At 72.2% G+C, this 22485-nt stretch carries 20 protein-coding genes; 9 read left to right on the top strand and 11 right to left on the bottom strand.

The annotated features are described in order from the left end of the window. The first annotated feature begins 323 nt into the window (after positions 1 to 323). The 3 genes from MOTC310_RS04670 (at position 324) to MOTC310_RS04680 (ending at position 6786) form a co-directional block, all read left to right on the top strand. Positions 324 to 1493, top strand: a complete 1170-nt coding sequence (locus tag MOTC310_RS04670; protein ID WP_331300939.1) for an acyltransferase family protein — start codon at positions 324 to 326, stop codon at positions 1491 to 1493. Between the two features lie 105 nt (positions 1494 to 1598). After that, the gene (gene pepN / locus MOTC310_RS04675) at positions 1599 to 4220 is read left to right on the top strand and encodes an aminopeptidase N (protein ID WP_331300940.1); all 2622 of its coding nucleotides are present in this window, start codon (positions 1599 to 1601) and stop codon (positions 4218 to 4220) included. Between the two features lie 187 nt (positions 4221 to 4407). Further along, the gene (locus tag MOTC310_RS04680; protein ID WP_331300941.1) at positions 4408 to 6786 is read left to right on the top strand and encodes a sensor histidine kinase; all 2379 of its coding nucleotides are present in this window, start codon (positions 4408 to 4410) and stop codon (positions 6784 to 6786) included. A gap of 10 nt (positions 6787 to 6796) precedes the next feature. Here the strand turns inward: MOTC310_RS04680 and MOTC310_RS04685 are convergent, their stop codons facing one another. Then, positions 6797 to 7051 carry a hypothetical protein gene (locus MOTC310_RS04685; protein WP_331289895.1) on the bottom strand — a complete coding sequence of 85 codons (255 nt, stop codon included), beginning with the start codon at positions 7049 to 7051 and terminating at the stop codon, positions 6797 to 6799. A 169-nt stretch (positions 7052 to 7220) separates the two neighbouring features. Between MOTC310_RS04685 and MOTC310_RS04690 the strand changes: the two genes are divergently transcribed. Then, on the top strand, positions 7221 to 7505 hold the full coding sequence (locus tag MOTC310_RS04690; protein ID WP_331289896.1) for a hypothetical protein: 285 nt from the start codon (positions 7221 to 7223) through the stop codon (positions 7503 to 7505). Positions 7506 to 7660: 155 nt separating this feature from the next. Here MOTC310_RS04690 and MOTC310_RS04695 read toward each other — a convergent pair whose 3' ends face one another. The 4 genes from MOTC310_RS04695 to MOTC310_RS04710 are packed head-to-tail and all read right to left on the bottom strand — an operon-like array spanning position 7661 to position 12124. Next, positions 7661 to 8800 (bottom strand): GNAT family N-acetyltransferase, encoded by a 1140-nt coding sequence (locus tag MOTC310_RS04695; RefSeq protein WP_331300942.1) that lies wholly within the window; start codon positions 8798 to 8800, stop codon positions 7661 to 7663. After that, positions 8797 to 10137, bottom strand: coding sequence for a lipopolysaccharide biosynthesis protein (locus MOTC310_RS04700; protein WP_331300943.1), 1341 nt, complete (start codon positions 10135 to 10137; stop codon positions 8797 to 8799). The genes MOTC310_RS04695 and MOTC310_RS04700 overlap by 4 nt, the downstream gene beginning before the upstream one ends. 56 nt (positions 10138 to 10193) lie before the next feature. Continuing rightward, positions 10194 to 11066, bottom strand: coding sequence for an SGNH/GDSL hydrolase family protein (locus MOTC310_RS04705; protein WP_331300944.1), 873 nt, complete (start codon positions 11064 to 11066; stop codon positions 10194 to 10196). Continuing rightward, positions 11027 to 12124 carry an OpgC family protein gene (locus MOTC310_RS04710; protein ID WP_331300945.1) on the bottom strand — a complete coding sequence of 366 codons (1098 nt, stop codon included), beginning with the start codon at positions 12122 to 12124 and terminating at the stop codon, positions 11027 to 11029. Before MOTC310_RS04710 ends, MOTC310_RS04705 begins: the two co-directional genes overlap by 40 nt. 169 nt (positions 12125 to 12293) lie before the next feature. Here MOTC310_RS04710 and MOTC310_RS04715 point away from each other — a divergent pair, with 169 nt between their 5' ends. Further along, on the top strand, positions 12294 to 12560 hold the full coding sequence (locus MOTC310_RS04715) for a hypothetical protein (RefSeq protein ID WP_331300946.1): 267 nt from the start codon (positions 12294 to 12296) through the stop codon (positions 12558 to 12560). 32 nt (positions 12561 to 12592) lie between these two features. Here the strand turns inward: MOTC310_RS04715 and rfbA are convergent, their stop codons facing one another. From rfbA to rfbC, 4 genes are all read right to left on the bottom strand, one after another. Then, the gene (gene rfbA, locus MOTC310_RS04720; protein WP_331300947.1) at positions 12593 to 13492 is read right to left on the bottom strand and encodes a glucose-1-phosphate thymidylyltransferase RfbA; all 900 of its coding nucleotides are present in this window, start codon (positions 13490 to 13492) and stop codon (positions 12593 to 12595) included. Beyond that, complete coding sequence (gene rfbD, locus MOTC310_RS04725; RefSeq protein WP_331300948.1) at positions 13489 to 14394, bottom strand: dTDP-4-dehydrorhamnose reductase; 906 nt, start codon at positions 14392 to 14394, stop codon at positions 13489 to 13491. Before rfbD ends, rfbA begins: the two co-directional genes overlap by 4 nt. Then, positions 14394 to 15443: a dTDP-glucose 4,6-dehydratase gene (rfbB, locus tag MOTC310_RS04730; protein ID WP_331300949.1), complete on the bottom strand. Its 1050-nt coding sequence runs from the start codon at positions 15441 to 15443 to the stop codon at positions 14394 to 14396. The genes rfbD and rfbB overlap by 1 nt, the downstream gene beginning before the upstream one ends. A 93-nt stretch (positions 15444 to 15536) precedes the next feature. Continuing rightward, entirely contained in the window at positions 15537 to 16088 is a 552-nt protein-coding gene (gene rfbC / locus MOTC310_RS04735; protein ID WP_331289905.1) for a dTDP-4-dehydrorhamnose 3,5-epimerase, read from the bottom strand. Between the two features lie 175 nt (positions 16089 to 16263). Here rfbC and MOTC310_RS04740 point away from each other — a divergent pair, with 175 nt between their 5' ends. Continuing rightward, complete coding sequence (locus MOTC310_RS04740; protein WP_331300950.1) at positions 16264 to 17175, top strand: DUF6925 family protein; 912 nt, start codon at positions 16264 to 16266, stop codon at positions 17173 to 17175. Positions 17176 to 17302: 127 nt separating this feature from the next. Here the strand turns inward: MOTC310_RS04740 and queE are convergent, their stop codons facing one another. Beyond that, positions 17303 to 17935, bottom strand: a complete 633-nt coding sequence (gene queE, locus MOTC310_RS04745) for a 7-carboxy-7-deazaguanine synthase (protein WP_331300951.1) — start codon at positions 17933 to 17935, stop codon at positions 17303 to 17305. Between the two features lie 267 nt (positions 17936 to 18202). On the opposite strand from queE, the gene MOTC310_RS04750 reads away from it, so the two are divergent. The 3 genes from MOTC310_RS04750 (at position 18203) to MOTC310_RS04760 (ending at position 22063) form a co-directional block, all read left to right on the top strand. Beyond that, a complete protein-coding gene (locus MOTC310_RS04750; RefSeq protein ID WP_331300952.1) occupies positions 18203 to 19720 on the top strand; it encodes a D-alanyl-D-alanine carboxypeptidase family protein in 1518 nt (505 codons plus the stop codon). 66 nt (positions 19721 to 19786) lie between these two features. Further along, positions 19787 to 20881, top strand: a complete 1095-nt coding sequence (locus MOTC310_RS04755) for a CobW family GTP-binding protein (RefSeq protein WP_331300953.1) — start codon at positions 19787 to 19789, stop codon at positions 20879 to 20881. A gap of 561 nt (positions 20882 to 21442) precedes the next feature. Further along, positions 21443 to 22063, top strand: a complete 621-nt coding sequence (locus MOTC310_RS04760; RefSeq protein WP_331300954.1) for an endonuclease III domain-containing protein — start codon at positions 21443 to 21445, stop codon at positions 22061 to 22063. Between the two features lie 3 nt (positions 22064 to 22066). On the opposite strand, the gene MOTC310_RS04765 is transcribed toward MOTC310_RS04760, so the two are convergent. Then, positions 22067 to 22384 (bottom strand): HPr family phosphocarrier protein, encoded by a 318-nt coding sequence (locus MOTC310_RS04765; RefSeq protein ID WP_331289912.1) that lies wholly within the window; start codon positions 22382 to 22384, stop codon positions 22067 to 22069. Positions 22385 to 22485 lie beyond the last annotated feature (101 nt).

The raw sequence follows: 22485 nt of genomic DNA on the forward strand, positions 1-22485 counted from the left end.
GACTCGCCCCGCTAGCTAGCGGCCGGCCCGGCGGTGAGAAGGCCGCCCGGCTCGGTCTCGGTACAAATCGGCCCGGGCGTATGTGGGAGCCGGAGCCCGTCCGAAACGGACGGTGTGGCAACAGGGCCCTCAGAGTCATTCGCGCGAGGGCCATCGTCGAGCCGAGTGCATCCAGTCGGTTCCTCGAGACTCCGGCTCCCGCGATGGAGAGATCCTCGGCCGAAAGATGGTGCGCGGCTTACCCAGCAAGATGTAGCCGTGCCGCGACGGTTTCGACTTATCCGGCGGGACCACGAGAGCGGTTTCGGACATCGGAGGCCGTGATGCGGACGCAGGGGTCTGAGCGCGGCAGGCATGATGCACAGCTGATCGGACTCGACGCGGCCCGCTTCCTCGCCGCGATGCTGGTCATGACGTTTCATCTCGGCGCCTACGCCTGGCAGGCGCCGCTCTCGACGGCCGGCCGCGCCTTCGATGCCGCCGCGGCCTATCCGGATTTGTTCGCCTGGACGTGGTTCGGATGGATCGGGGTCGAGTTGTTCTTCGTCATCTCGGGCTTCGTGATCGCCTACTCGGCCGAGCATGCGACCGCGCGCACCTTCCTGCGCAGCCGCCTCCTGCGTCTCGTGCCGGCGGTCTGGATCTGCGCCACACTCACCGTCCTCGTCTCGCTCGCCATCGGCCGCATGGGATCCGTCCGGCATGTGCTGCGGGCCTATCTCGACTGCGCCCTGTTCGTTCCGGTTGAGCCTTGGCTCGACGGCGTCTACTGGACCCTCGGCGTGGAGATCGCCTTCTACGGTCTCGTCTTCGCGCTGCTCGGGTTCGGGCGATTTCGGAGCATCGGCCCGGTCTGCGCGGTGGTCGGCGGCGCCAGCACCTTCTTCTGGTGCGCGACCTTGGCCGTGCCGAACCTCGCCGCTTTGGCCGCGAACCGCGTGGCCGAACTGACGCTCCTGCGCCACGGCTGCTTCTTCGCGCTCGGCGTCTTCCTGTGGCTGTCGCTGGTCAAGGGTCTGACGGCCGGCCGCCTGTGCGTGATCGCCCTCTGCGCGGTTGGGGCGCTCGTCGAGATCGGCGACGCGGCCGCGTCGTTCCTGGTCCAGATGGGCCGGAGCGAGGGCCCGCTCCTCCCGCGCGTCGTCTTCGCGGGCTGCGTCCTGATGATCGTGGCCAGCGTGCTCGGCAATGCGTGGCTGCGCGCGCGGCTCGGGCAGACGGGCTGCACGCTGGCCCGTCGGCTCGGGCTGATGACCTACCCGCTCTATCTCCTGCACAACGTCAACGGTGCAGCCCTGATCCACCGCCTCGTGAGCGCCGGAGTCCCGCCCTACGCGGCGCTCGCGGCCGCGTGCTGCGCCATGCTTCTGCTGAGCTTCGCCGTCATGCGCGGGGCCGAGCCGGTCGTCCGGGCTCGGCTGTCCACCGGGCTCGACAGGATCGGCCTCGATCGACCGCTCCGTGCGGAGGGCCGCCCGGTTCCAGGCCTCTGAACCGGCCGCGGACTGCCTCACGCGGGCGGATGCGGCGGCTCCGATCGTTGCGCGAGGCGCTCCGAGGGACCAGAACGGGCCCGACCCGCACCCGGAGTGAGCCGAATGCGCACCGAGACGCCGCCGCTGATCCGCCTCGAGGAATACCGGCCCAGCGACTACCTGATCGATCGCGTCGACCTCGACATCCGTCTCGCCCCGCACGCGGCCCGCATCGACGCGACGTTGACGCTGCGACCGAACCCGGCGGGAACGGCCGCGGCACCCCTCGCCCTCGACGGCGACGATCTGCGGCTGGTCTCGGCCGAACTCGACGGCGCGCCGCTGGCGGCCGACGCCTACGCGGCGTCGCCGTCGGGCTTCCTCCTCCGCGATCCGCCGCCGCGGCCCTTCGCGCTGCGCCTCGTCACGGAGGTGGATCCGACCGCCAACACCAAGCTGATGGGGCTCTACCGGTCGAACGGGGTCTACTGCACCCAGTGCGAGGCGGACGGCTTCCGGCGGATCACCTACTTCCTCGATCGACCCGACGTGCTGGCTGTATACACTACGCGCATCGAGGCCGACCGGGCCGAGGCGCCGGTCCTGCTCGGCAACGGTAACCTCGTCGAGACCGGCGAGGCCGGGCCGGACCGCCACTTCGCGATCTGGCACGATCCCCACCCGAAGCCCGCCTACCTCTTCGCCCTCGTGGGCGGTCGGCTCGGGAAAGTCGAGACCAGCTTCACCACGATGGAAGGCCGCCCCGTCACCTGCGCGGTCTACGTCGAGCCCGGCAAGGAGGACCGGGCGGGCTACGCCCTCGACGCCGTCATCCGCTCCATGGCCTGGGACGAGACCGCGTTCGGCCGCGCCTACGACCTCGACGTCTTCAACGTCGTCGCGGTGTCCGACTTCAACATGGGCGCCATGGAGAACAAGGGCCTCAACATCTTCAACGACAAATACGTGTTGGCGAGTCCCGAGACCGCGACCGACGGCGACTACGCGGCGATCGAGGCGATCATCGCGCACGAGTACTTCCACAACTGGTCCGGCAACCGGGTCACGTGCCGGGACTGGTTCCAGCTCTGCCTGAAGGAAGGCCTCACGGTCTTCCGCGACCAGGAATTTTCCTCTGACATGCGCTCCCGGCCGGTGCACCGCATCGCCGAGGTGCGGTCCCTGCGGGCGCGCCAGTTCCCCGAGGATGCCGGGCCGCTGCGGCACCCGGTGCGGCCGCGGGCCTATGCCGAGATCAACAACTTCTACACGGCGACCGTCTACGACAAGGGCGCCGAGATCGTTCGGATGCTGCGGACGCTCGTCGGTGCCGAGGCCTTCCGGACCGGCATGGACCGCTACTTCGCCGACAATGACGGGCGCGCCGCCACCGTGGAGGACTTCCTCGCTTCCTTCGCGGCCGTGACCGGGCGCGATCTCGATGCCTTCGCCCGCTGGTACGAGCGCCCCGGGACCCCCCGCCTCGCCGTCACGGCCGCCTACGATCCGGCAGCCGCGCGCTACACCCTCCGGTTCGCCCAGAGCCTGCCCGTCAGCACAGAGCCCGACGGGCCACCCCTGGTGATCCCGGTCGCCCTCGGTCTCGTCGGGGAATCCGGACCGCTGGCGGGCGCGACGTGCCCGGACGTGCGGGACGGCGTCTACGTGCTCGACCGCCCGGAGGCCGAGATCGAGTTCGAGGCGGTCGCCGAGGAGCCGGTCCCCTCGCTCCTGCGCGACTTCTCCGCGCCGGTGCGGCTCGACCTTGCGCTGACTGACGGGCAGCGGGTGCGGCTGCTGGCGCAGGACAGCGATCCCTTCAACCGCTGGCAGGCCGCGCAGGACGTGGCGCTGCGGCTGATCCTCCACCCCGACGCCCACCGGACGGAGGCCTTCGCGGCGGCGCTCGGCCGCTTCCTCGACGGCGAGGCTCTGGCAGACCCGGCCTTCGCGGCCCTGGTCCTGGCGCTGCCGAGCGAGGGCGAGGCCGCCGACGCCGTGCCGGCCGACGTTGATCCCGACGCGATCCATCAGGCGCGATCCGACCTGCGGGCCCGGCTCGGCCAAGCTCTGCGGCCGCGGCTGGAATCGATCGACGCCGCGCTCGCGCGGGACGCAGCTGCGCCGTACAGCCCCGACGCCGCGTCGGCGGGGCGCCGGTCGCTCCGCAACGCGGCCCTCGACCTGATCGCGGCCGGCGATCCTCAGGCAGGCGCTGCCCGCGCCGCCGAGCGCCTCACCGAGGCCACCAACATGACTGACCGGCTCGCCGCCCTCGGCACGCTGGCGCTGATACCCGGAGAGGCCCGCGAGGCTGCCTTCGCGGAATTCGCGGCCCGCTACGCCGACGAGCCCCTGGTCCTCGACAAATGGTTCGCCATCCAGGCTCAGATCCCGGAACCGGGCACCCTCGAGCGGATCGCGCGGCTTCAGGGACACCCGGCCTTCACCATGACCAACCCGAATCGCGTGCGGGCCCTGATCGGAAGCTTCGCGTTCGGCAATCCGACCCAGTTCGCCCGCCGGGACGGGGCGGGTTTCGCCCGCGTGGCGGACACGGTCGCAGCGCTCGATTCGACCAACCCACAGGTTGCCGCACGGCTGCTCACGGCCTTCGGATCGTGGCGCCGGCTGGAAAAATCGCGCGGCGCCAAGGCGGTCGAAATGCTGAATGGGATCAAGGCGATCCCCGGTCTCTCCCGGGACACGGCCGACATCGTCGCGCGCACCCTCGGAGACGGCTAAGCGTCTGAACCCGCGGCAGAAATTGATTCTCGGGCGGCCGGGCAACACCCGGCTTTCGTCAAGCCCGTATGGTAAAAAATCCGTGGACAAACTGCCTCCCGAAGTGATTGTATTCAGTCAGATTCGGCGGGCCTTCGGGGGCCGGGCGCCCGCACCGGATCACAGTTCCCACGGGCGAGGTTCGGCCATGCCGGAGGCGGCTTCCGCTTCCATCTCCGCGCGTGCGGATTCGAGTCTCACGATCTCCTGGCCGATGCGGGCCCGGGATCCGCGGCTCGGGCAGGCCGAGCGCTGGCTGCGCTACGCCGTGCCGGGAACGCTCGCGATTTTCCTGGCCTGTCTCGTCGGGCTCGCGGCCCTCCACATCCAGGGTCAGCGAGCCGAGATCCTGGCGGGTGCCCGGGCCGAGGTCGAAGGCTTCGCCCGTCTGGCCGCGCGGGCGGTGGATCCGGCCGGCACCGTTGCGGAGGACCTGCGTGCCCTGATGCCGGAGAGCGAGCGGCATTCCGGCCGCCGCCTGCTGGTGGTCCGTCCCGACACGCGTATCGTCGCTGCTCATCCGCCGCTGCCCGCCGACCGGACGACTCTCGCCGCCGTGCTCGGCGAGAGCGAGCCGCTCTCCGGCCTCGGCGAGCGCGCAGGCGCCATGGCCCTCGAGCTTCCCGGCGGCGAGAGCGTGCTCGCCGCCATGCACAGCCTTCCCGGCGGCGCGGGACAGGTGGCGGTGCTCCAGCCCATCGAGCCGCTGCTGCGCGGCTGGAGCGCCCGCACCCGCGACCAGATTGTCCTGATCGCCGCCGCCGCCATCGTCATCGTCGGCGTCGGACTGGCCTACGGTCTCCAGACCCGCCAGGCCGCTCGCGCCGACCGGGCCCGCGAGCAGATTCGCGGCCGCCTGGAAACGGCCCTGCGCCGAGGCGCCTGCGGCCTGTGGGACTGGGACATCGCCCGGGGCCGGATCTACTGGTCCGATTCGATGTACACCCTGCTCGGCTACCGGCGGCAGCACGAGTACCTCTCGTTCGGGGACGTCAACGGCCTGGTCCATCCCGACGACGGCGACCTGTACAGCCTTGCCCGGGGGCTCGCGGCCAACCAGACGCATATCGATCACGCCTTCCGCATGCGCGGCGCCGACGGGGCTTATGTCTGGCTGCGCGCCCGCGCCGAGGTCGTGGCCGACGCCGCCGACGGCGGCCGCCACCTCGTCGGCATCGCCACCGACATCAGCGAACAGCGGGCCCTGGAGGAGACCAACGCCGCGGCCGACATGCGCCTGCGCGACGCGGTGGAGGCGATCTCGGAAGCCTTCGTGCTCTGGGACACCGGCAACCGCCTGGTCCTGTGCAATTCCAAGTTTCGCCACCTCCACGCCCTGAGCCCCGAGGATGCGCAGGCCGGCCGGAGCTACACGGACGTGATGGGCCGCGGCGTGCTCCCCCAGGTCCGACGGGAATCGCCCGAGGCCGGGATGGCGCTGACCGGCCTGGCCGCCCGCACCTTCGAGGCTGAGCTCACCGACGGCCGCTGGCTGCAGATCAGCGAGCGGCGCACGAAGGACGGGGGCTACGTCTCGGTCGGGACCGACATCACCAGCCTGAAGCGCAATCAGGAACAGCTCCTCGCCTCCGAGCGCGAACTGATCGAGACCGTCAAGGACCTCAAACGGTCCCGCCGCACCCTCGAACTCCAGACCCAGCAGCTCGCGGACCTCGCCGAGCGCTACCTCGACCAGAAGGCGGCCGCCGAGGCCGCGAACCAGGCCAAGGCCGAGTTCCTCGCCAACATGAGCCACGAGCTGCGCACGCCGCTCAACGCCATCATCGGCTTCGCCGACGTGATGGAGAACGCCGTTCTCGGCCCGCTCGGTACCCCGCGCTACACCGAGTACTGCCGCGACATCCGCGAGAGCGGTTCGCACCTGCTGTCCATGATCGACGACATCCTCGACATGGCCCGCCTCGAGGCCCGGCGCGTGCGCCTGAGCCCGAGGGCGATCTCCGCCGAGACCGCCGTCAGCGCGGCTCTCGCGCCCGTCGAGGCGGCCGCCCGCGAGAAGGCGATCGCCGTCAGCGTCGACGTCGTGCCGGGGCTCGAGCTGCTGGCCGACCCGCAGGCGATCGGGCAGATCCTCGCCAACCTCGTGCAGAACGCCGTGAAGTTCACGCCCGCCGGCGGCCGCGTCGCGGTCCGCGGCCGCCGCGCCGGCGCCTGCACCCACCTCTACATCGAGGACAACGGCATCGGCATCCCGCGCACCGACCTCGCCCGCCTCGGCCGGCCCTTCACGCAGGTCGAGCGACAGATGACCCGCTGCCACAAGGGTTCGGGCCTGGGCCTCGCCATCACCCGCTCGATGGTCGAGCTGCACGGCGGCTCGCTCCGGATTCGCTCCGAGGAGACGGTGGGCACCATCGTGCTCGTACGCCTGCCGGCCACACCGGCCGAGCGGCCGGATGCCCTCGTTCCGGTCGGCACGGCCAGTTCCGCGACGGCCTATTCCGCGATGGCCGCGCGCGAGACGCCGCGATTGGGCCGCACCGCGGCGGCCGGCTCCGCCGTCTGAGCGGAACCGCTCACGGACGCGGATCGAGGCCGCCGCGGCGCGCGAGGCGGCCCTGTTCCGCGTGCCAGCGCGCATCGGCGACAGCGCGCGCGAGGCGCCGGATGCGCCAGCGCCGGTAGAGGGACAGGACCGGGTTGCCGCCGAGCCCGGCCTGATGGTGGCTCAGGCGTCGCAGCAGGTCCGGCAGCTGCGCCGAGGCCGCGTCGCCCGTGGCGATGTCGATGGCTCGCATCTCCGCCCGGAGCCCCGCCTTCCAGTCGTCCATGACGCCCGCCTCCGCGCTTCGCCCACCCCGTGCGGCCCGCCGGTGGTCCAAGCAGACCGCTCATCAACTCGCCCGCGGCATGAGTACACGCCGGAAAACCCTCCGTTCCGGATCCGGGTTTGCTCCGCAGGTGGTCCGCTCGGCGGACCGGACGTGGAGAATACGGCCGATGCGATCCAGGACAACGTACCGCTGCACCCTGGCGCTCCTGCTCGGGCTCGCCGCCGGGCCGGCGCTCGCGCAGAGCACGGGTTACGTCACGGGCTTCCCCGGCAAGGATCCCGCGGGCGACGAGGAGATCGGCTGGGGGCCTGCCTACCGGCCGGAGACGAGCTTCGCGCAGCCCGGCACGCCGCCGACCCCCGGCGCGATCGCCGGCCGCGCCTATCGTGCCCGGACCGGGCACGGCGTCTACGATCAGGTGCAGGGCGACGGTCTGTACCGGGGCCGCTAGAGCCGCTCCCGCACGAATCGAGGCGGGGGCGATCGTCGGGCCGAAGCCGAGCGAGGCGCCGTGCCGCCTCTCCCGAACGGGAGGGGCGGTACGGCGCGGATGTCTCGACCGGGATCACCGTTCTTCCAAGCCGTCAAACCCGGTCGGGACCGGCTCTAGCGCCGCCGCAGGGCCCGTTTCGCGGCCGCCCGCGCGTCCCGCTCGAACTTGGCGAGCCGGAGGCGCCGCTCCAGCGCGATCACCTGTCGACCGGGCGGGACGGCGATGATCTCGGCGACCTGAATCCGGTCGCGGTAGAGACCTTCCAGGGCCGATCCTTCCAGTGTCGCCGAGTCGAGCCGATCGGCGAAGCCGGTCTCGTGGCAGGCGCGCACGATCTCGGCCTCCAGCAGCAGGCCCGGGGCGTGGCTGCGCAGATCCTCGTCGTAGGCGGTCTTCAGCAGGGTCGCGGTACCGCCGTTGACCAGGGCGAGGCTGACGGCGACTGGCCGGCCGTCGAGGGTCAGCGCGTCCGCTCGGACACTGACCGGACTGGGAGCGGCGGTGAACAGCGCCCGGGCGAGCGCGACGCTCTCGGGCCGGCATGCCATGGCGGTGCCGGCCCGCCCCTTCCACCCGGCGCGCTCCAGGTCGAGGAAGGCCGCGACGAGGCGGTCGAGGTCCGGGCCGGCCGTGGCGCAGGCGTGGGCGACGGTTCCGATCTCCGCCAGGCGGCGCGCCCGGCGGCGCAGATCCTTGAATCGCGCCCGGTCGGGGTGATCGGCGAGGAACGCCGCATGATCGGCGCGCCGGTCCACGACCGGGCGGTCGAATCCCGCCACCGTGCCGATGGCCCAGCCCCGCGCGCGCATCGCGGCCAGCATCTCCGGCACGGCGCCCTCCCCGGTCGGAAGTAGCGGCCAGCGCCACGCGCGTCCGCCGGCGGCGGCCTCGAGGCCGGCCACCAGGGCCCGCGCGTGAGCGGCCCGGGCCGGGCCGTCGGCGACCAGGGGCGCCGTGGCGGTCACGTAGGGCGAGAGGAAGGGCCGCAGGATCCGGCCGCCGAGGCCCGACAGGTCCCGGGCCGCCCGGTACGGCAGCAGCGCGACAAGACGATCTCCCTCGCGGACCGCGACGTAGCGTAGGGCCGCCGGCAGCAGCCCGGCAGTCCGATGGGCCTCGACGACGTGCCGCGAGAAATGCGGGTGCGGCGCGGCGCTGACCGTGACCAGCGCGTCCCAGGCCTCCGGCTCCGGTGCGTCGCCGAGGGTGATCGCGACCCCGGACGGCGCGCGGCGGGTGCTCGCGGGGATCATCGGACCGTCCCGGCGGCCCAGACCGGCGTCGGCAGACCGTGGATCTGCCTCGCGGCCCGTGCCAGCAGGCCGGCCCGGCCCACACTCGCCACCGCGACCGCCACGGCCGCGCCGAGTGTCCCCAGGGCCGGGACCAGGGCGAGGCAAAGGCCGGCGGCGGCGAGGAGGCTCCCCGCCGTGATGCCCGCGCAGAGCCGCTCTCCGCCCAGCATGGTCAGGAGATCCTCGCCCGGTCCGAACAGGCTCGCCCCGACGCTGCCGGCGATCAGGATGCACAGGATCGGCACGCTGTCGCCGAGCCCCGGGCCGAACATGGCCAGGAGCAGGGGACTGACGGCCAGGATCGCGCCGCCGACCACGAGCGTCGCGGCTGCCGTCAGGCGACCCTGGCGCCGGACCAGCTCGGCGAGCAGGAAGCGGTTGGCCTGCGCCTGGGCGGCGCTGTAGCGCTGGAGCGTCGCCGCGCTGACCGCGTAGTGCACGAACACCACGAATTGCTGGATGCGCGTCGCCGCGAAGTAGACCCCGACTTCCGCCGGACTCACCAGGGCGCCGAGCACGATCACGTCGACGAAGCTGAAGCCGGCATTGGCGAGGTCGATCGCGGCGATCGGCAGCCCCGTGCCGAGCCACATGCGCCACCGGTAGCGGTGCGGCCCGGCCGGCAGGTCCCGCCGGAGCCGCGCGACGAGCAGGCCGGCCTGAAGGGCGGTCGCGACCGCGGCGGCGATCAGCATGCAGGCCATCGCGACCTCGGCCCGGGGCGGCGCGCCGAGCAGGATCGCCGCGACCATGCAGGCCATCATCAGGGTCTGGCGCAGGAGGTAGGGCGGCGCGATGGCGAGCCCGACCCAGTTCTGGCTGCGCGCCACCCCCTCGAGGTAATCCTGGAGCGCGAAGAGCGGCATCACGCAGAGCGCGACGAGGATCGGCGCCCGGTAGGCGGGGGCGAGCAGGCCCGGCTCGAGCGCGAGAAGCGCCGCGCCGAGGCAAGCGACGGCGAGCGCCGCCCCGCCGGTCACGAGGGCGCCGGCCCGGATGTAGCCGCGCGCGAGGTCGAGGTCGCCCTGCGCCTGGTCGCCCGGCACGAACCGGCAGGCGCCCTGCGACAGGCCGAGGGTCAGGGTGTGGCCCAGCATCGCGGTCCAGACCCAGACCGACGCGAAGATCCCGTAGGCGTCCCACCCCATCAGCCGCGCCGCGAGCAACTGGGCGCCGTAGGCGAAGCCGGCCGACCCCACGCGGATCGCGAAGACCGTCAGGGCCGCCCGCTGCGGGCCGCCGCGCAGCGCCCGGAGGTGCCGGAACGCGAGGACAGGGAGGGCCGTGGCTGACACTACGCGCTCCGCGCCGGTCCCGAACTCGGCGGGAGGCCGATCTCTGGCCGTCCGGTCTAGCCCGGGGCGCGTTGCGGCTCGGTTAAGGGCGGCTGGGCCGGGGCCGCCTTGGGCTCCTTGGGCGCCTCCGTCCGCATCAGCGAGGTGGCGATCGTCAGGGCCACGTGCTCGGCCATGCAGCGCAGCCCGAGGTCGTTGAGCCGGAACTGGCGGCCGAGCATGTGGCCCTCGCCCTTGTCGCTGCGGCGCGACAGGTACTGCAGCGCCTCGTACCGCCGGACCAGCGGCACGCCCTGCTGGGTCGCGACGCTCCGCACGGCCTCGACGATCCGGTTGTAGTCGACGTCGGCCGCCATGCTGGCCGTGTAGATCGGGTCGACCAGCACCACGTCGATCCCGTGGGACCGCACCCAGCCCACGGCCTCGGCCAGCGCGCTCGCGAAGGCGTCCACGTCGACGCGGGCGATGGCATCGTGGGTGCCGACCTGCCAGACGACGAGGTCGGGCTCGGCCTCGGCCACCATGGTGCGCAGGCGCTCGGCGGCCCCGGAGGCGATCTCGCCCGGCAGGCCGCGGTGGTCGATCACGACGTCGACCTTCGGCAGGGCGTGTTCCAGCGCAGCCTCGAGCTTGGCCGGGTAGGAGGCCGAGGCGCCCGGCGCCGCGCTGCCGCCGATCGCCAGGATCTTGAGCGGACGGTTCTCCGCCAGCGTCGCCTTGACGGCGCCGAGCTGGGCGACGGTGTAGAGCTGCGCGCCCGGGACCCGGCATTCCTGCGACAGGGCCGGATCGTCCCCAACCGGACCGCCGGCCTGCTCGGCCGCGGCCGCTCCGCCGGCGGGGCCCGACAGGAGGAGCGCGGCCAGCGCCGCGGCGAGCCGGGCCCGCGTCATGCGCGGGGCCGTGCCGATCTGCTGCGGCTGCGCCATTCGACGAACCATGCCGTAAACCCCAGCCCGATCAGGCCCGAGCCGGCGACCAGCATATCGATCAGCACGCCGCCGCCGGTCTGGAAACGCACGAGCTGCCCGATCAGGCTCAGGATCGAGCCCATCGAGAAGACAGCCAGTGAATTCCGGCCCATCTGCGTTAGATAACCGACGACGCGGCCGATTCGGGGGGCGAGCACTGCGTAAAGCGGTGCAAACGCTAACAATACCCCCAGGAAATGTACCAGTCGTGCCGGTGTCAGGTAGGTCTTCTCGAAGGTGAAGAGCAGGCGCGGCTCCGGAACGAGCATCGGATCGGGTCGGATCTCCGTCACCGCGAGCACGATCCCGAGGAGAACGATGGCGACGCCCGCGGGGAACAGGCGCCGCGACCAGCGGCGCAGGACGTCGGAGCGCCGGTTCCAGCCCTGCATCACGAAGCCCAGCACCAGCAGGAGCTGCCAGCAGAGCGGATCGAAGAACCAGTCGCCCTCGCCCGGCCAGGACGGCACGTTCCACCCGAAGACGAGGCTCGCGAGGTAGACGCTCACCGAGAGCGCCAGGGCCGCGAGCAGGCTGAGGCGGCCGACCAGGACGAAGACGGGCGCGATGCCGATCAGCAGGACGTAGAGTGGCAGGATGTTGAAGTAGCCGAGCTGGTAGGTCAGAAGCGCCATCCCGCAGACCGACTGGATCGGGTCCGCGAAGAAGCCGCCGGCATTGTGCCATTCCAGGATCAGCGGGTTGTCGAGCAGCAGCGCGGCGCCCGCGATGATCGCGAGCGCCAGCAGCATCACGGTGAGCTGCGCCCGGTAGACCTCGACGGTGCGCGCGAGGAGCCGCACCACGCTCCGGCCCGGCGGCTCCGGATTGCCGTCGCGCCCCCGCGTGGCGATGCCGATCGACCAGCCCGCCAGGAACACGAACAGCTCGGCCGCGTCCGAGATGCCGTACTGCGAGAACGTGTAGCGCTCGAACGTGTTGCCCGGGATGTGGTTGATGAAGATCGTAATCAGGGCGAAGCCGCGCCAGAAGTCGATCGCGTTGGGGTCCCGCATCGTGGCGGCGGCTCCGAGTTTCGACGCTTCAGAATGGCGGCGGCGGGAACGCGGCTCCTGATACGGCGCCGCATCGGTCCTGCAAAGGCGAACAAAGGTGGGGATCGCGCCGCCCGGTCGAACCGGATCGTCACACCCGCGTTATGGCCCGGCACGGAGTTCCCGACAGATGATCCGCCCGCTCACGAAACTCGGCCTCGCCCTCCTAATGCCGATCCTGGCGGTCTCCGCCGCGGCGGCGCAGACTCAGACCGGCACAGGCGGCGGCCCCGCCTCCACGGCGACGGCGCCGAACACCTCGTCGGTCGGCCGCGTCATGCCGCCGAGCCGCGGGGCCGGCGCCGCGACGCCGGACGATCGGCGCGTGCGCACGCCGCGCGAGGCGCAGAACGACAGGCTCATGCGCGGCATCTGCATCGGCTGCGCCCCCCGATAGACAGGGCGGCGACCGAGCGCCGTCGCGCTGGGCTACTTCCCGCGGCGCAGGCGCAGATCGTCCTCGCTCTCGCGGGAGAGGCGAAGCAGGTTCTGCCCGTAGGCGGTCTTGGCGAACATCTCGCCGCGGGCCACGAGCTGGTCGCGGGTGATGAACTTCTGGAGGTAGGCGATCTCCTCCAGGCACGCCACCTGCAGGCCCTGCCGGTTCTGCAGCGTGCGGACGAACTCGCTCGCCTCCAGCAGGCTGTCGTGGGTCCCGGTGTCCAGCCACGCGTAGCCGCGGGACATGCGCTCCACGTGCAGCTCGCCGCGCTGCAGGTAGGCCTCGTTGACGCTGGTGATCTCCAGCTCGCCGCGGGCCGAGGGCTTCACGTCGGCGGCGATGTCGAGGACCTGATTGTCGTAGAAGTAGAGGCCGGTCACCGCCCAGGTCGATTCCGGGTTCTGCGGCTTCTCGACGATCTTCGTCGGCCGCCCCGACTTGTCGAGGTTGACGACGCCGTAGGCCTGGGGGTTGTCGACGTGGTAGGCGAAGACGGTCGCGCCCTGCTTGCGGCTCGACGCGCGCTCCAAGAGCTCGCCCATGCCGGCGCCGAAGAACAGGTTGTCGCCGAGGATCAGCGCCACGTCGTCGTCGCCCACGAAGTCGCGCCCGATCACGAAGGCCTGGGCGAGACCCTCCGGCCGCGGCTGCAGGGCGTAGGAGAACTTGAGGCCGAACTGCTCGCCGGTGCCGAACAGGCGCTTGTAGTTGTCGAGGTGCTCCGGCGACGAGATGATCAGGATCTCGCGGATGCCGGCGAGCATCAGCACCGAGACCGGGTAGTAGATCATCGGCTTGTCGTAGACCGGCAGGAGCTGCTTGTTGATCGACAGCGTGGCCGGGTGCAGGCGCGTGCCGGATCCGCCGGCCAGAACGATGCCCTTCATGGCTTGGAAACTCCCTCTGAGACCGGCCCGACGAGCCGGTCCAGGATATCGTCGAGCGCCGCCTCCCAGGGCCGCGGCGCGATGCCGTAGGCGGCCGTGAGGCTGTCGGTGGACAGGCGCGAATTGGCCGGCCGCCGGGCCGGTGTCGGGTAGGCGGAGGTCGGGATGCCCTTGACCGGAACGATGCGGCCACCGCGCCGGGCCGAGCCCGCCACGATCGCCTCGGCGAAGCCGCACCAGGTGGTGTCGCCGGCATTCACGCAGTGGAACGTGCCGGACGGCGCGTCCGGATCCGCGGCCATGGCTTGCGCGATCGTCGCGAGCGCGGCGGCGAGGTCGGCGGCGGAGGTCGGGCAGCCGTGCTGGTCGTTCACCACGGTGAGGGCGTCGCGCTCGGCCGCGAGCCGCAGCATCGTCTTGACGAAGTTGCCCCGGTGCGGGCTCACCACCCAGGCGGTCCGCACGATGGCGTGGCGCGGGTTGCCGGTGCGCACCGCCAGCTCGCCGGCGGCCTTGCTGGCACCGTAGACGCTCTGCGGGTCGATCGGCGCGTCGGGCGCGTAGGCCCCGTCGGGCTTGGTCCCGGCGAAGACGTAGTCGGTCGAGACGTGCACCAGCGGGATTCGCTTGGCGGCGGTCGCGGCCGCCAGGATCGCCGGGGCCAGCGCGTTGAGGCGCCACGCCGCGACTACGTCGGACTCGGCCTTGTCGACGGCCGTGTAGGCGGCGGTGTTGATCACCGCCCGGTAGTCGCGGGCCGCGAGCGCCGCCGCGACGGCGTCCGCGTCGGTGATGTCGAGATCCGCGCGGCCCGGCGCGTGGACGGTGACGCCGTCCGGCCAAGCCAGGGCCTGCAGCTCGGTGCCGACCTGGCCGGCGCCGCCGAGGACGAGGACGTCCATCAGCCGTTGAGCCCCAGGCGCTCGCCCTTGTAGCGGCCCTCGCGGATCGGGCGCCACCAGCCCTCGTTGCCGAGGTACCACGCCACGGTCTCCTCCAGCGCCTGCTCGAAGGTCTTCTGCGGGCGCCAGCCGAGCTCGGTCTCGGCCTTGGTGCAGTCGATCGCGTAGCGGCGGTCATGGCCCGGGCGGTCGGCCACGAAGCTGATCAGCTGCTCGTGCGGCGCGCCCTGCGGGCGCAGCCGGTCGAAGGCCGCGCACAGCGCCTTGACCACCGCGAGGTTGTTGCGCACTGCGCGGCCGCCGAGCAGGTAGGTCTCGCCGATCCGGCCGCGCTCCAGCACGGCCACGAGGCCCCTGGCGTGGTCCTCCACGTGGATCCAGTCGCGCTCGTTCAGGCCGTCGCCGTAGACGGGCAGCTTCTTCCCCTCGAGGGCGTTGAGGATCATCAGCGGGATCAGCTTCTCGGGGAAGTGACGCGGCCCGTAATTGTTCGAGCAGTTGGTCACCAGGACCGGCAGCCCGTAGGTCTCGTGCCAGGCGCGGGCGAGGTGGTCGGAGGCCGCCTTCGAGGCCGAGTAGGGCGAGCGCGGATCGTAGCGGCTCTCCTCCGTGAAGAACGCGTCCGGCGGCAGCGAGCCGTAGACCTCGTCGGTGGAGACGTGGAGGAAGCGGAAGGCCTTCTTCTGGGCCTCCGGCAGCGTCTCGTAATGGCCGCGGGCGCCGTCCAGCATGGTCTGCGTGCCGATGACGTTGGTGCGCACGAAAGCGCCCGGATCCGTGATCGAGCGGTCGACATGACTCTCTGCGGCCAGATGCATCACCGCCTCGGGCTTGAAGTCCGCGAAGGCCTTCTGCACGGCGGCGCGGTCGCAGATGTCGGCCTCGACCAGGCGATGGCGCGGGTTGTCGGCGAGCGGCGCCAGCGAGACCGGGTTGGCCGCGTAGGTCATCGCGTCGAGAGTGCAGACGTCGTGGCCGAGATCGTTGACGAGGTGCAGCACCAGCGCCGAGCCGATGAAGCCGCAGCCTCCGGTCACCAGGATGCGCATGGTGGATTACCTCTTCGGATCGATCGAGAACTGAGAAAGCCGGGGCAGCCTAAGACCGGCCGTCGTGACGAAATTGCGGCCGGGCCGCGCTCTTCAGAAGACGTGGCCGAGATCGGCGAGCTTCGGCGCCCGGCGATCCTTGTCGGACAGGATCGCCGCCTCGGCCGAGACCGGCCACGGGATCCCGATCGCCGGATCGTTCCAGAACAGCGCCCGGTCGTGCTCGGGGCTGTAGTAGTCGTCGACCTTGTAGGCGACCATGACGTCGGGCGTCAGGGTGCAGAAGCCGTGCGCGAAGCCGTGCGGGATGTAGAGCTGCTCGCCCTTCTCGGCGTCCAGGGTGACGGCGACGTATTTCCCGTAGGTCGGCGAGCCGCTGCGGATATCGACCGCGACGTCGAGGATCGCGCCCTGCAGCACGCGGATCAGCTTGGCCTGCGCGCGGGGGGCGATCTGGAAGTGCAGGCCGCGGACCGTCCCCTGCGGCGCCGAGAAGGACTGGTTGTCCTGCACGAACGGCGTGGTGATGCCGGCTCGCGCCAGGGTGTCGGCCCGGAAGGTCTCGGAGAACCAGCCCCGCGCGTCGCCGAAGCGCTTCAGCACGATGCGCTTCACGTCCGGGATCTCGGTCTCGATGACGTCCATGCCAGCGCCCTTCTTGCGGATCCCGTCGCGAGGTCCAGCGGACGTCTCCGCGTCGATCGTTCCGGGTCGCGCGCCCGCCTCGCCGACCACAACCTCGGTGATGCCCCGCGACTTCCGGTCATTCGCCGTCCGTGTCAAGGCGTGCGGGCTGCGGTGGCGTGCACGAGGGGAGCCGATGACGGGCGGAGCCGGACCCGCGGTGGACGGCCTGCTGCGTGCCCAGCTGGCCGATCCGGCCTGCACGTGGAGCCTCGGCGGCTACGGAGCCGCCGCCGTGTTCGCGCGGCAACCCGACGAGCCGGCACGGCCCCTCGAGGACGACGCGATCGGGCTCCGCACGGCCCGCGGCGCGCTCGCGGTCCGGGCGCATCCGGATCTCAGGCCGTTCGCCTACGAGACCGGCTTCGCCGACGGCTGGAGCCAGACGGTCGCGCTCTGCCTTCCCGAGGCCGCCTGCGCGATGGGCCGGCGCACCGTTCTGACCGAACTGGGTCCCGACGAGGCGGCAATCCGGCCGGAGGACCGCGCCGCGCGCCTGTTCGATCTCGGCCTCGGTCTGCCCGCCGCGGATGCCTGCATCCGGACCGCCGACCCCGCGCGGATCGCCCGCTTGCGGGCGCTGGCGGGCCGTCCGCTCCTCGCCGCCGGCGCCGCGGCGATGCCGTCCGCTGTCATCTCGAGCCTGGACCAGATCGTCATCACCCGCATCGGTCGTGTCGAGGTCTTCGCGCCGGAGGCCGATCGGGCGGCCGCGGGGCCCGGGCCGCGGTGCCACCTGCTGCCGCAACTCCTGCGACTCGCACGCACGCACGCGGCCACCGCGCCGATCCCGCCGGGTTGGATACCCTGCGGGACGCTGCATCCAGCCCATCCCGCGCGGGACGGGGCCGGGCGACCGGTCCCGTTCGATGCCGGGCGCCACGCCGCGTTCGGACGCGTCCTCGACCGATGGGGCGATCCGGCGTTGGTGGCCCTGCGCCGCGCCGTGCTGGACGGCAAGGATCCCGATCCGCCGCGCGCGGGCGGACGGTTCGCGCGCTCGGCGATCCGCGCGGCGCGCGCCCAGCGGGGGGCCTGCCTCGGCTAGGGCCCATGCCGGTCCAGACAGTCGCACCGGACCCGCTCTCCCGCACGGGAGAGGAGACACGCGCCGCGTACGGTACGGGCTTGGCTGCCGCACCGTCCCGAACCCGATCCGCCCAGATTGCCGTCCCTTAGGGAATGCCGATCATCTTGTGGGTCTGCAGCGAGAGCCGCCAGCGGGCGTCCCGGCGGCAATAGGCGATCGCCGCCTCGGTGCTGGCGATCCGGTCGGGCCCGTCCATGGGCTGAAGGAAGCGGTGCTGGAAGGCGAGGCCCACGAAGGCCGCAGGATCGGCATCCGCCTGCGGGTAGACGAGCTTCAACTCGTGGCCGGAGACCTGCGCGAGGGCGTTGCTCCCCTTGGGGCTGACGCAGATCCAGTCGATCCCGGGGGGCGCCGGCAACGTGCCGTTGGTCTCGATCGCGATCTCGAACCCGGCCGCGTGGACGGCCTCGATCAGGGGCGGGTCGAGCTGCAGCAGCGGTTCGCCGCCGGTGAAGACGACGTAGCGGTTCTCGGCACCCCCCGCCCAGGTGACGGCGATCGCGCCGGCGAGGGAGGCCGCGTCCGCGAAGCGCCCGCCGCCCTCCCCGTCCATCCCGACGAAGTCGGTGTCGCAGAACCGGCAGGCCGCGGCGGCGCGATCGGCCTCGCGCCCGGACCAGAGGTTGCATCCGGCGAACCGGCAGAACACGGCGGCGCGGCCGGCCTGCGCGCCCTCCCCCTGGAGCGTGTGGAAGATCTCCTTGACCGCGTAAGCCACAACCGTCCCAGTCGCTGTCGCGCGATCCGGTCCGCGCGCTCGGCCTGCACATAAGTCGTGCCGCGCCCACGGGCCACTGACAACCGCGCCGTGCAGACCCGCGATGTGATCTCGCCTTGCTCTTGCCACGGTAGGCTCGTTCATGCCGAGATGCAGTCCGGCGATCGCCTTTCGGCCGTCCGGGTTGCGCCGCTCTCCGGCTGGCCGGCCGGAAATCCGACGCCCCTCGGCGTCGATCCAGGCGATCCTCTGACGAGTCGGGCTCGAATGTCCTCTTCTCTCTACCGACGCCTCACCGTCGGGCTCGCGGCGCTGACCGGTCTGCTCGGTGCAGGCTTGGTCGGGATCGGCGCCGCGAACGCCGTGACGGTGCCGATCCTCGTGGCTGACGTGGATTCCGGCAAGGTCATCTACGCGCAGGCGCCGACGGATCCCTGGTATCCGGCGTCGATCACGAAGCTGATGACGACCTACGTCGCCCTGGACCTCGTCCGGCAGGGCAAGGTCTCGCTCGACTCGATGATCACCATCTCGGCGGCCGCCGCCGCGGAGCCGCCCTCGAAGATGGGCTTCAAGCCGGGGACGCAGCTCACCCTCGATAACGCCCTGAAGATCATCATGGTGAAGTCGGCCAACGACATCGCCTACGCGATCGGCGAAAATCTCGGCGGCTCCATCGACAATTTCGCCGCCATGATGAACGAGACCGCGCAGCGGATCGGCATGCACGACAGCCGCTGGTTCAATCCGAACGGCCTGCCCGACCCGCGCCAGTGGACCTCCGCGCGTGACATGGCGGTGCTCGCCCGCGCGCTGATCCGCGACTTCCCGGATTCCCACGACCTGTTCTCGATCTCGGCGATCCAGTTCGGCCGCGCCGTGATGGCGAACCACAACGGCCTGCTCGGTCGCTATCCCGGCACGGACGGGATGAAGACGGGCTTCATCTGCTCGGGCGGCTTCAACGTCGTCGCGACCGCCACGCGCAACGGCCGGCGCATCGTCACGATCGTGATGGGGCAGCCGAGCCCGCGCGAGCGCGACGTGAAGACCGCCGACCTGTTCGACTACGCCTTCGGCCAGAGCGCCGGCTGGAGCAGCCCGACCCTCGACGCGCTGCCGGCCTCCGCGCTCCCCGCGCCGCCGGACATGCGGCCCTTCGTGTGCGGCGGCAAGAAGCCCCCCGCCATCGAGGACGGTCCCGGCGCGCTGAGCGCTCCCGGCTCCGCGGCGCAGCTGATCGGCGGCTCGGCGGCGAACTCGCCGGCGCTGGCGCTGGCCGCGTTCTCCAACCCGGCCCTCCGGGCACGGTCCCTGCCGCCGCGCGCGCCGCTCCAGCCGATCGCCGTCTGGATCGGCCGGAATCCGGCCGAGGGCCAGCAGATCCTCGAAGCCCAGGAGGCCGAGCAGAAGGCCGCCGCCGCCAACACTCGCGCCGCCAAGCTCGAGGCCGCCAAGGCCAAGCGCGCGGCGGCTCTGGAGGCGGCCAAGCAGGCGCGCGCGGCGCGTCTGGAGCGGGCCGAGGCTGCGAAGGCCGCCGCCAAACCCGCCCCGAAGGTCGCCGCGAAGCCGGGCCATGGCGTACCGCGGAACGCGAGCGCCTACACGGCGGACGTCACGCCCGGCATGCCCGAAGCCAAGCCCGGCAAGGGTCTGACCAAGCCGGCGCCGAAGGCAGCCGCCCACAAGCCGGTGCCCGCCAAAGCCGAGTCGAAGCCCGACAAGGCGGCCGCGAAAGCTCCGGCCAGGAAGCCGGCCGCCAAGAAAGCGGCCGCCGACGAATAGGTCCGTGCGGGTGCACGGTCTGCCGCCGCGTTGCCGCGGATGCCGGCGCACCCCACTTCGCCGCCTATGTCAGAGACCCTCGCCGCCACTCCGGACCCGCGCCGCCCGGAGCCCATCCCGCTGACGGTGCTCACCGGCTTCCTCGGAGCCGGAAAGACCACCCTGCTGAATCGGCTGCTGCGCGATCCCGCGCTCGCCGACACGGTGGTGATCGTCAACGAGTTCGGCGAGATCGGTCTGGACCACCTGCTGATCGAGACCGTCGACGAGGACATGATCCTGCTCGGCGCCGGCTGCCTGTGCTGCACGGTGCGGGGCGACCTGATCGCCACCCTCGAGGACCTGCTGCGCAAGCGCGACAACGGCCGGATCCGGCCGTTCCGGCGGGTCGTGATCGAGACGACGGGCCTCGCCGATCCGGCGCCGATCCTGCACGCGCTGATCTACCACCCCTATCTCGTGCTGCGGTACCGCCTCCAGGCCGTGGTGACGGTGGTGGACGCGCTCACCGGCGCCGAGACCCTCGACGCCCATCCGGAAGCCCTGCGGCAGGCCGCGGTCGCCGACCGGATCGTGCTGACCAAGGCGAACCTCGCGGATGACCTCTCGGGGATCCGCGCGCGCCTGGCGGCGCTCAACCCGGCCGCCCCGATCGTCGCGCCGGATGCCCCCGCGGAGACGCTCCTCGGCGGCCTGTTCGGCCTCGACGGCAAGACCGCCGACGTCCGCGCGTGGCTCGGCGACGCGGCGCTGGAGCAGGCGCATCACCACGATACCGACGTGAACCGCCACGACGCGTCGATCCGGGCGATCTGCCTGACCAGCGCGGCGCCCGTCCCGCGCCCCGCCTTCGAGATGTTCATGGATCTCCTGCGCTCCGGCCACGGGCCGAAGCTGCTCCGGCTCAAGGGCCTCGTCGCCCTCGCCGACGACCCCGAGCGCCCGCTCGTCGTCCACGGCGTCCAGCACGTGTTCCACGCGCCGGTCACCCTGCCGGCCTGGCCGGATCCCGACCACACTTCGCGGCTCGTCCTGATCCTGCGCGACCTCGATCCGGCCTTCGTGCGCCAGCTCTGGGACGCTTTCCTCGGACGTCCCCGGGTCGACGCGCCGGATGCCGCCGCCCTCTTCGACAATCCCCTGGCGATCCCCGGCCCCTGACGCAAGACGTCGGCACCGTCCTTGAAGCCCTCGACACGAAGGGCGCCCCGGAGGCGCCGGATCGTCCCGGATCGGGACGGATCGTCGAGAGGCAGGACACGCGGATGGCGCGACGCTTCACCGTGATACAGGGCGGCCGGTCCGAGCGGCCGGAGCTCGCGGCGGCCCCGGACGCCGATTCGGACGCCGGGGCCGGCACTTGGCGGGTCGATCTGCGGCGACCCGGTGCCGTCGACGCGGCCTCCGTCGCCGCGTGGCGGGCCATGCTGGTGCGCAACGCGGTGACCGACCCGCTGCGCGACCCGGACCACCTCCTCCCGCTCGCCCAGCACCGCCCGGCCGGTCGTCCCGTCGCCGTCGCCGTCGCCCTCGCCTGGAGCCGCGACGCGCGCGACGGCCACGAGACCCTGCGCGGCGTGGTCCCGCTGGCGATGCCGCATTCGGTCTGGGGCCGCCGCGCCCGGCCCTGGGAGCCCGCCGAGCCCGACGCGGCCGCCCTCGTGGAGNAAGGCGGCCGCACGGGCGGCGCTGCGGCCGCGCGGGGCGGGCGAGGCCGACCGGGTGGCCGCGATCCTCGCGCGCCTCGCCGAGAGGGACCCGGATCCGAAGGCCGGGTTCGACCGCACTGACCCGTTCCGCCTGCTCGTGACCGTGCTGCTCTCGGCCCAGTCCACGGGCCCGACCGTCGCGCGAATCGCGGAGGCGCTGTTCGCCGAGGCCCGCGATCCCGCCGGCATGGCGGCGCTCGGGGAGGCCCGGATCACCGAGATTGTCCGGCCGGTCGGGCTCGGGCCCTCCAAGGCGCGCAACATCGTCAGGCTGTCGGCGGTCCTGCTCGCGGAACACGGCGGCGCCGTCCCGCGCAGCGCCGCGGAGATGCGTCGCCTGCCGGGGATCGGCCGCAAGAGCGCCGAGGTCACGGCGAACTTCGCCTTCCACGAGCCGGTGATCGCGGTCGACACCCACATCTTCCGGATCGCGAACCGGATCCCCCTCGCCCCGGGCCCGACGGTCGACGCGGTGGCCGACGGTCTCGCCCGGATCGTGCCCGACGCGTTCAAGGACAACGCCCATGTCTGGCTGTTCCGGCACGGGCGCGACATCTGCACGGCCCGGAATCCCGCTTGCCCCCGGTGCCCGGTCTCGGACCTGTGCGCGTGGCCGAGCAAGGCGACGGTCTAGACGCTACTCGTCCTCGCCGAAGCGGTTGGCCAGCAGGGCCTCGATGGCGTCGAGGCAGCTCTCCGCGTCCGGGCCGACCGCGGTGACGGCGACGCGCGTGCCCATGGCAGCCCCCAGCGTCAGCAGGCCCATGATCGAGCGCCCGCCGACCGTCTCGCCGGCCCGGGTGACCGTCACGGCGGCGTCGTAGCGTTCCACGGTCTGCACGAACTTCGCGGAGGCGCGGGCGTGGAGACCCCGCCTGTTGATGATCGGGAGCTTGCGGAGAAAACCGCCCTCCGGAACCGGCGGATCGTCATCGGTCTCGAAAAGCTCGTCCATCGCCCGTGGTGTTTCCCGCCCGAACGGCGGCCCTCGCGGCCGCCTGCACCGAACCTAAACCATTGACCGGGCGTGTCGATCCCGCAGCGCCCGGGGCGCGG

Source organism: Methylobacterium oryzae, assembly GCF_036441375.1.
In the GTDB taxonomy this organism is placed as follows: domain Bacteria; phylum Pseudomonadota; class Alphaproteobacteria; order Rhizobiales; family Beijerinckiaceae; genus Methylobacterium; species Methylobacterium oryzae_A.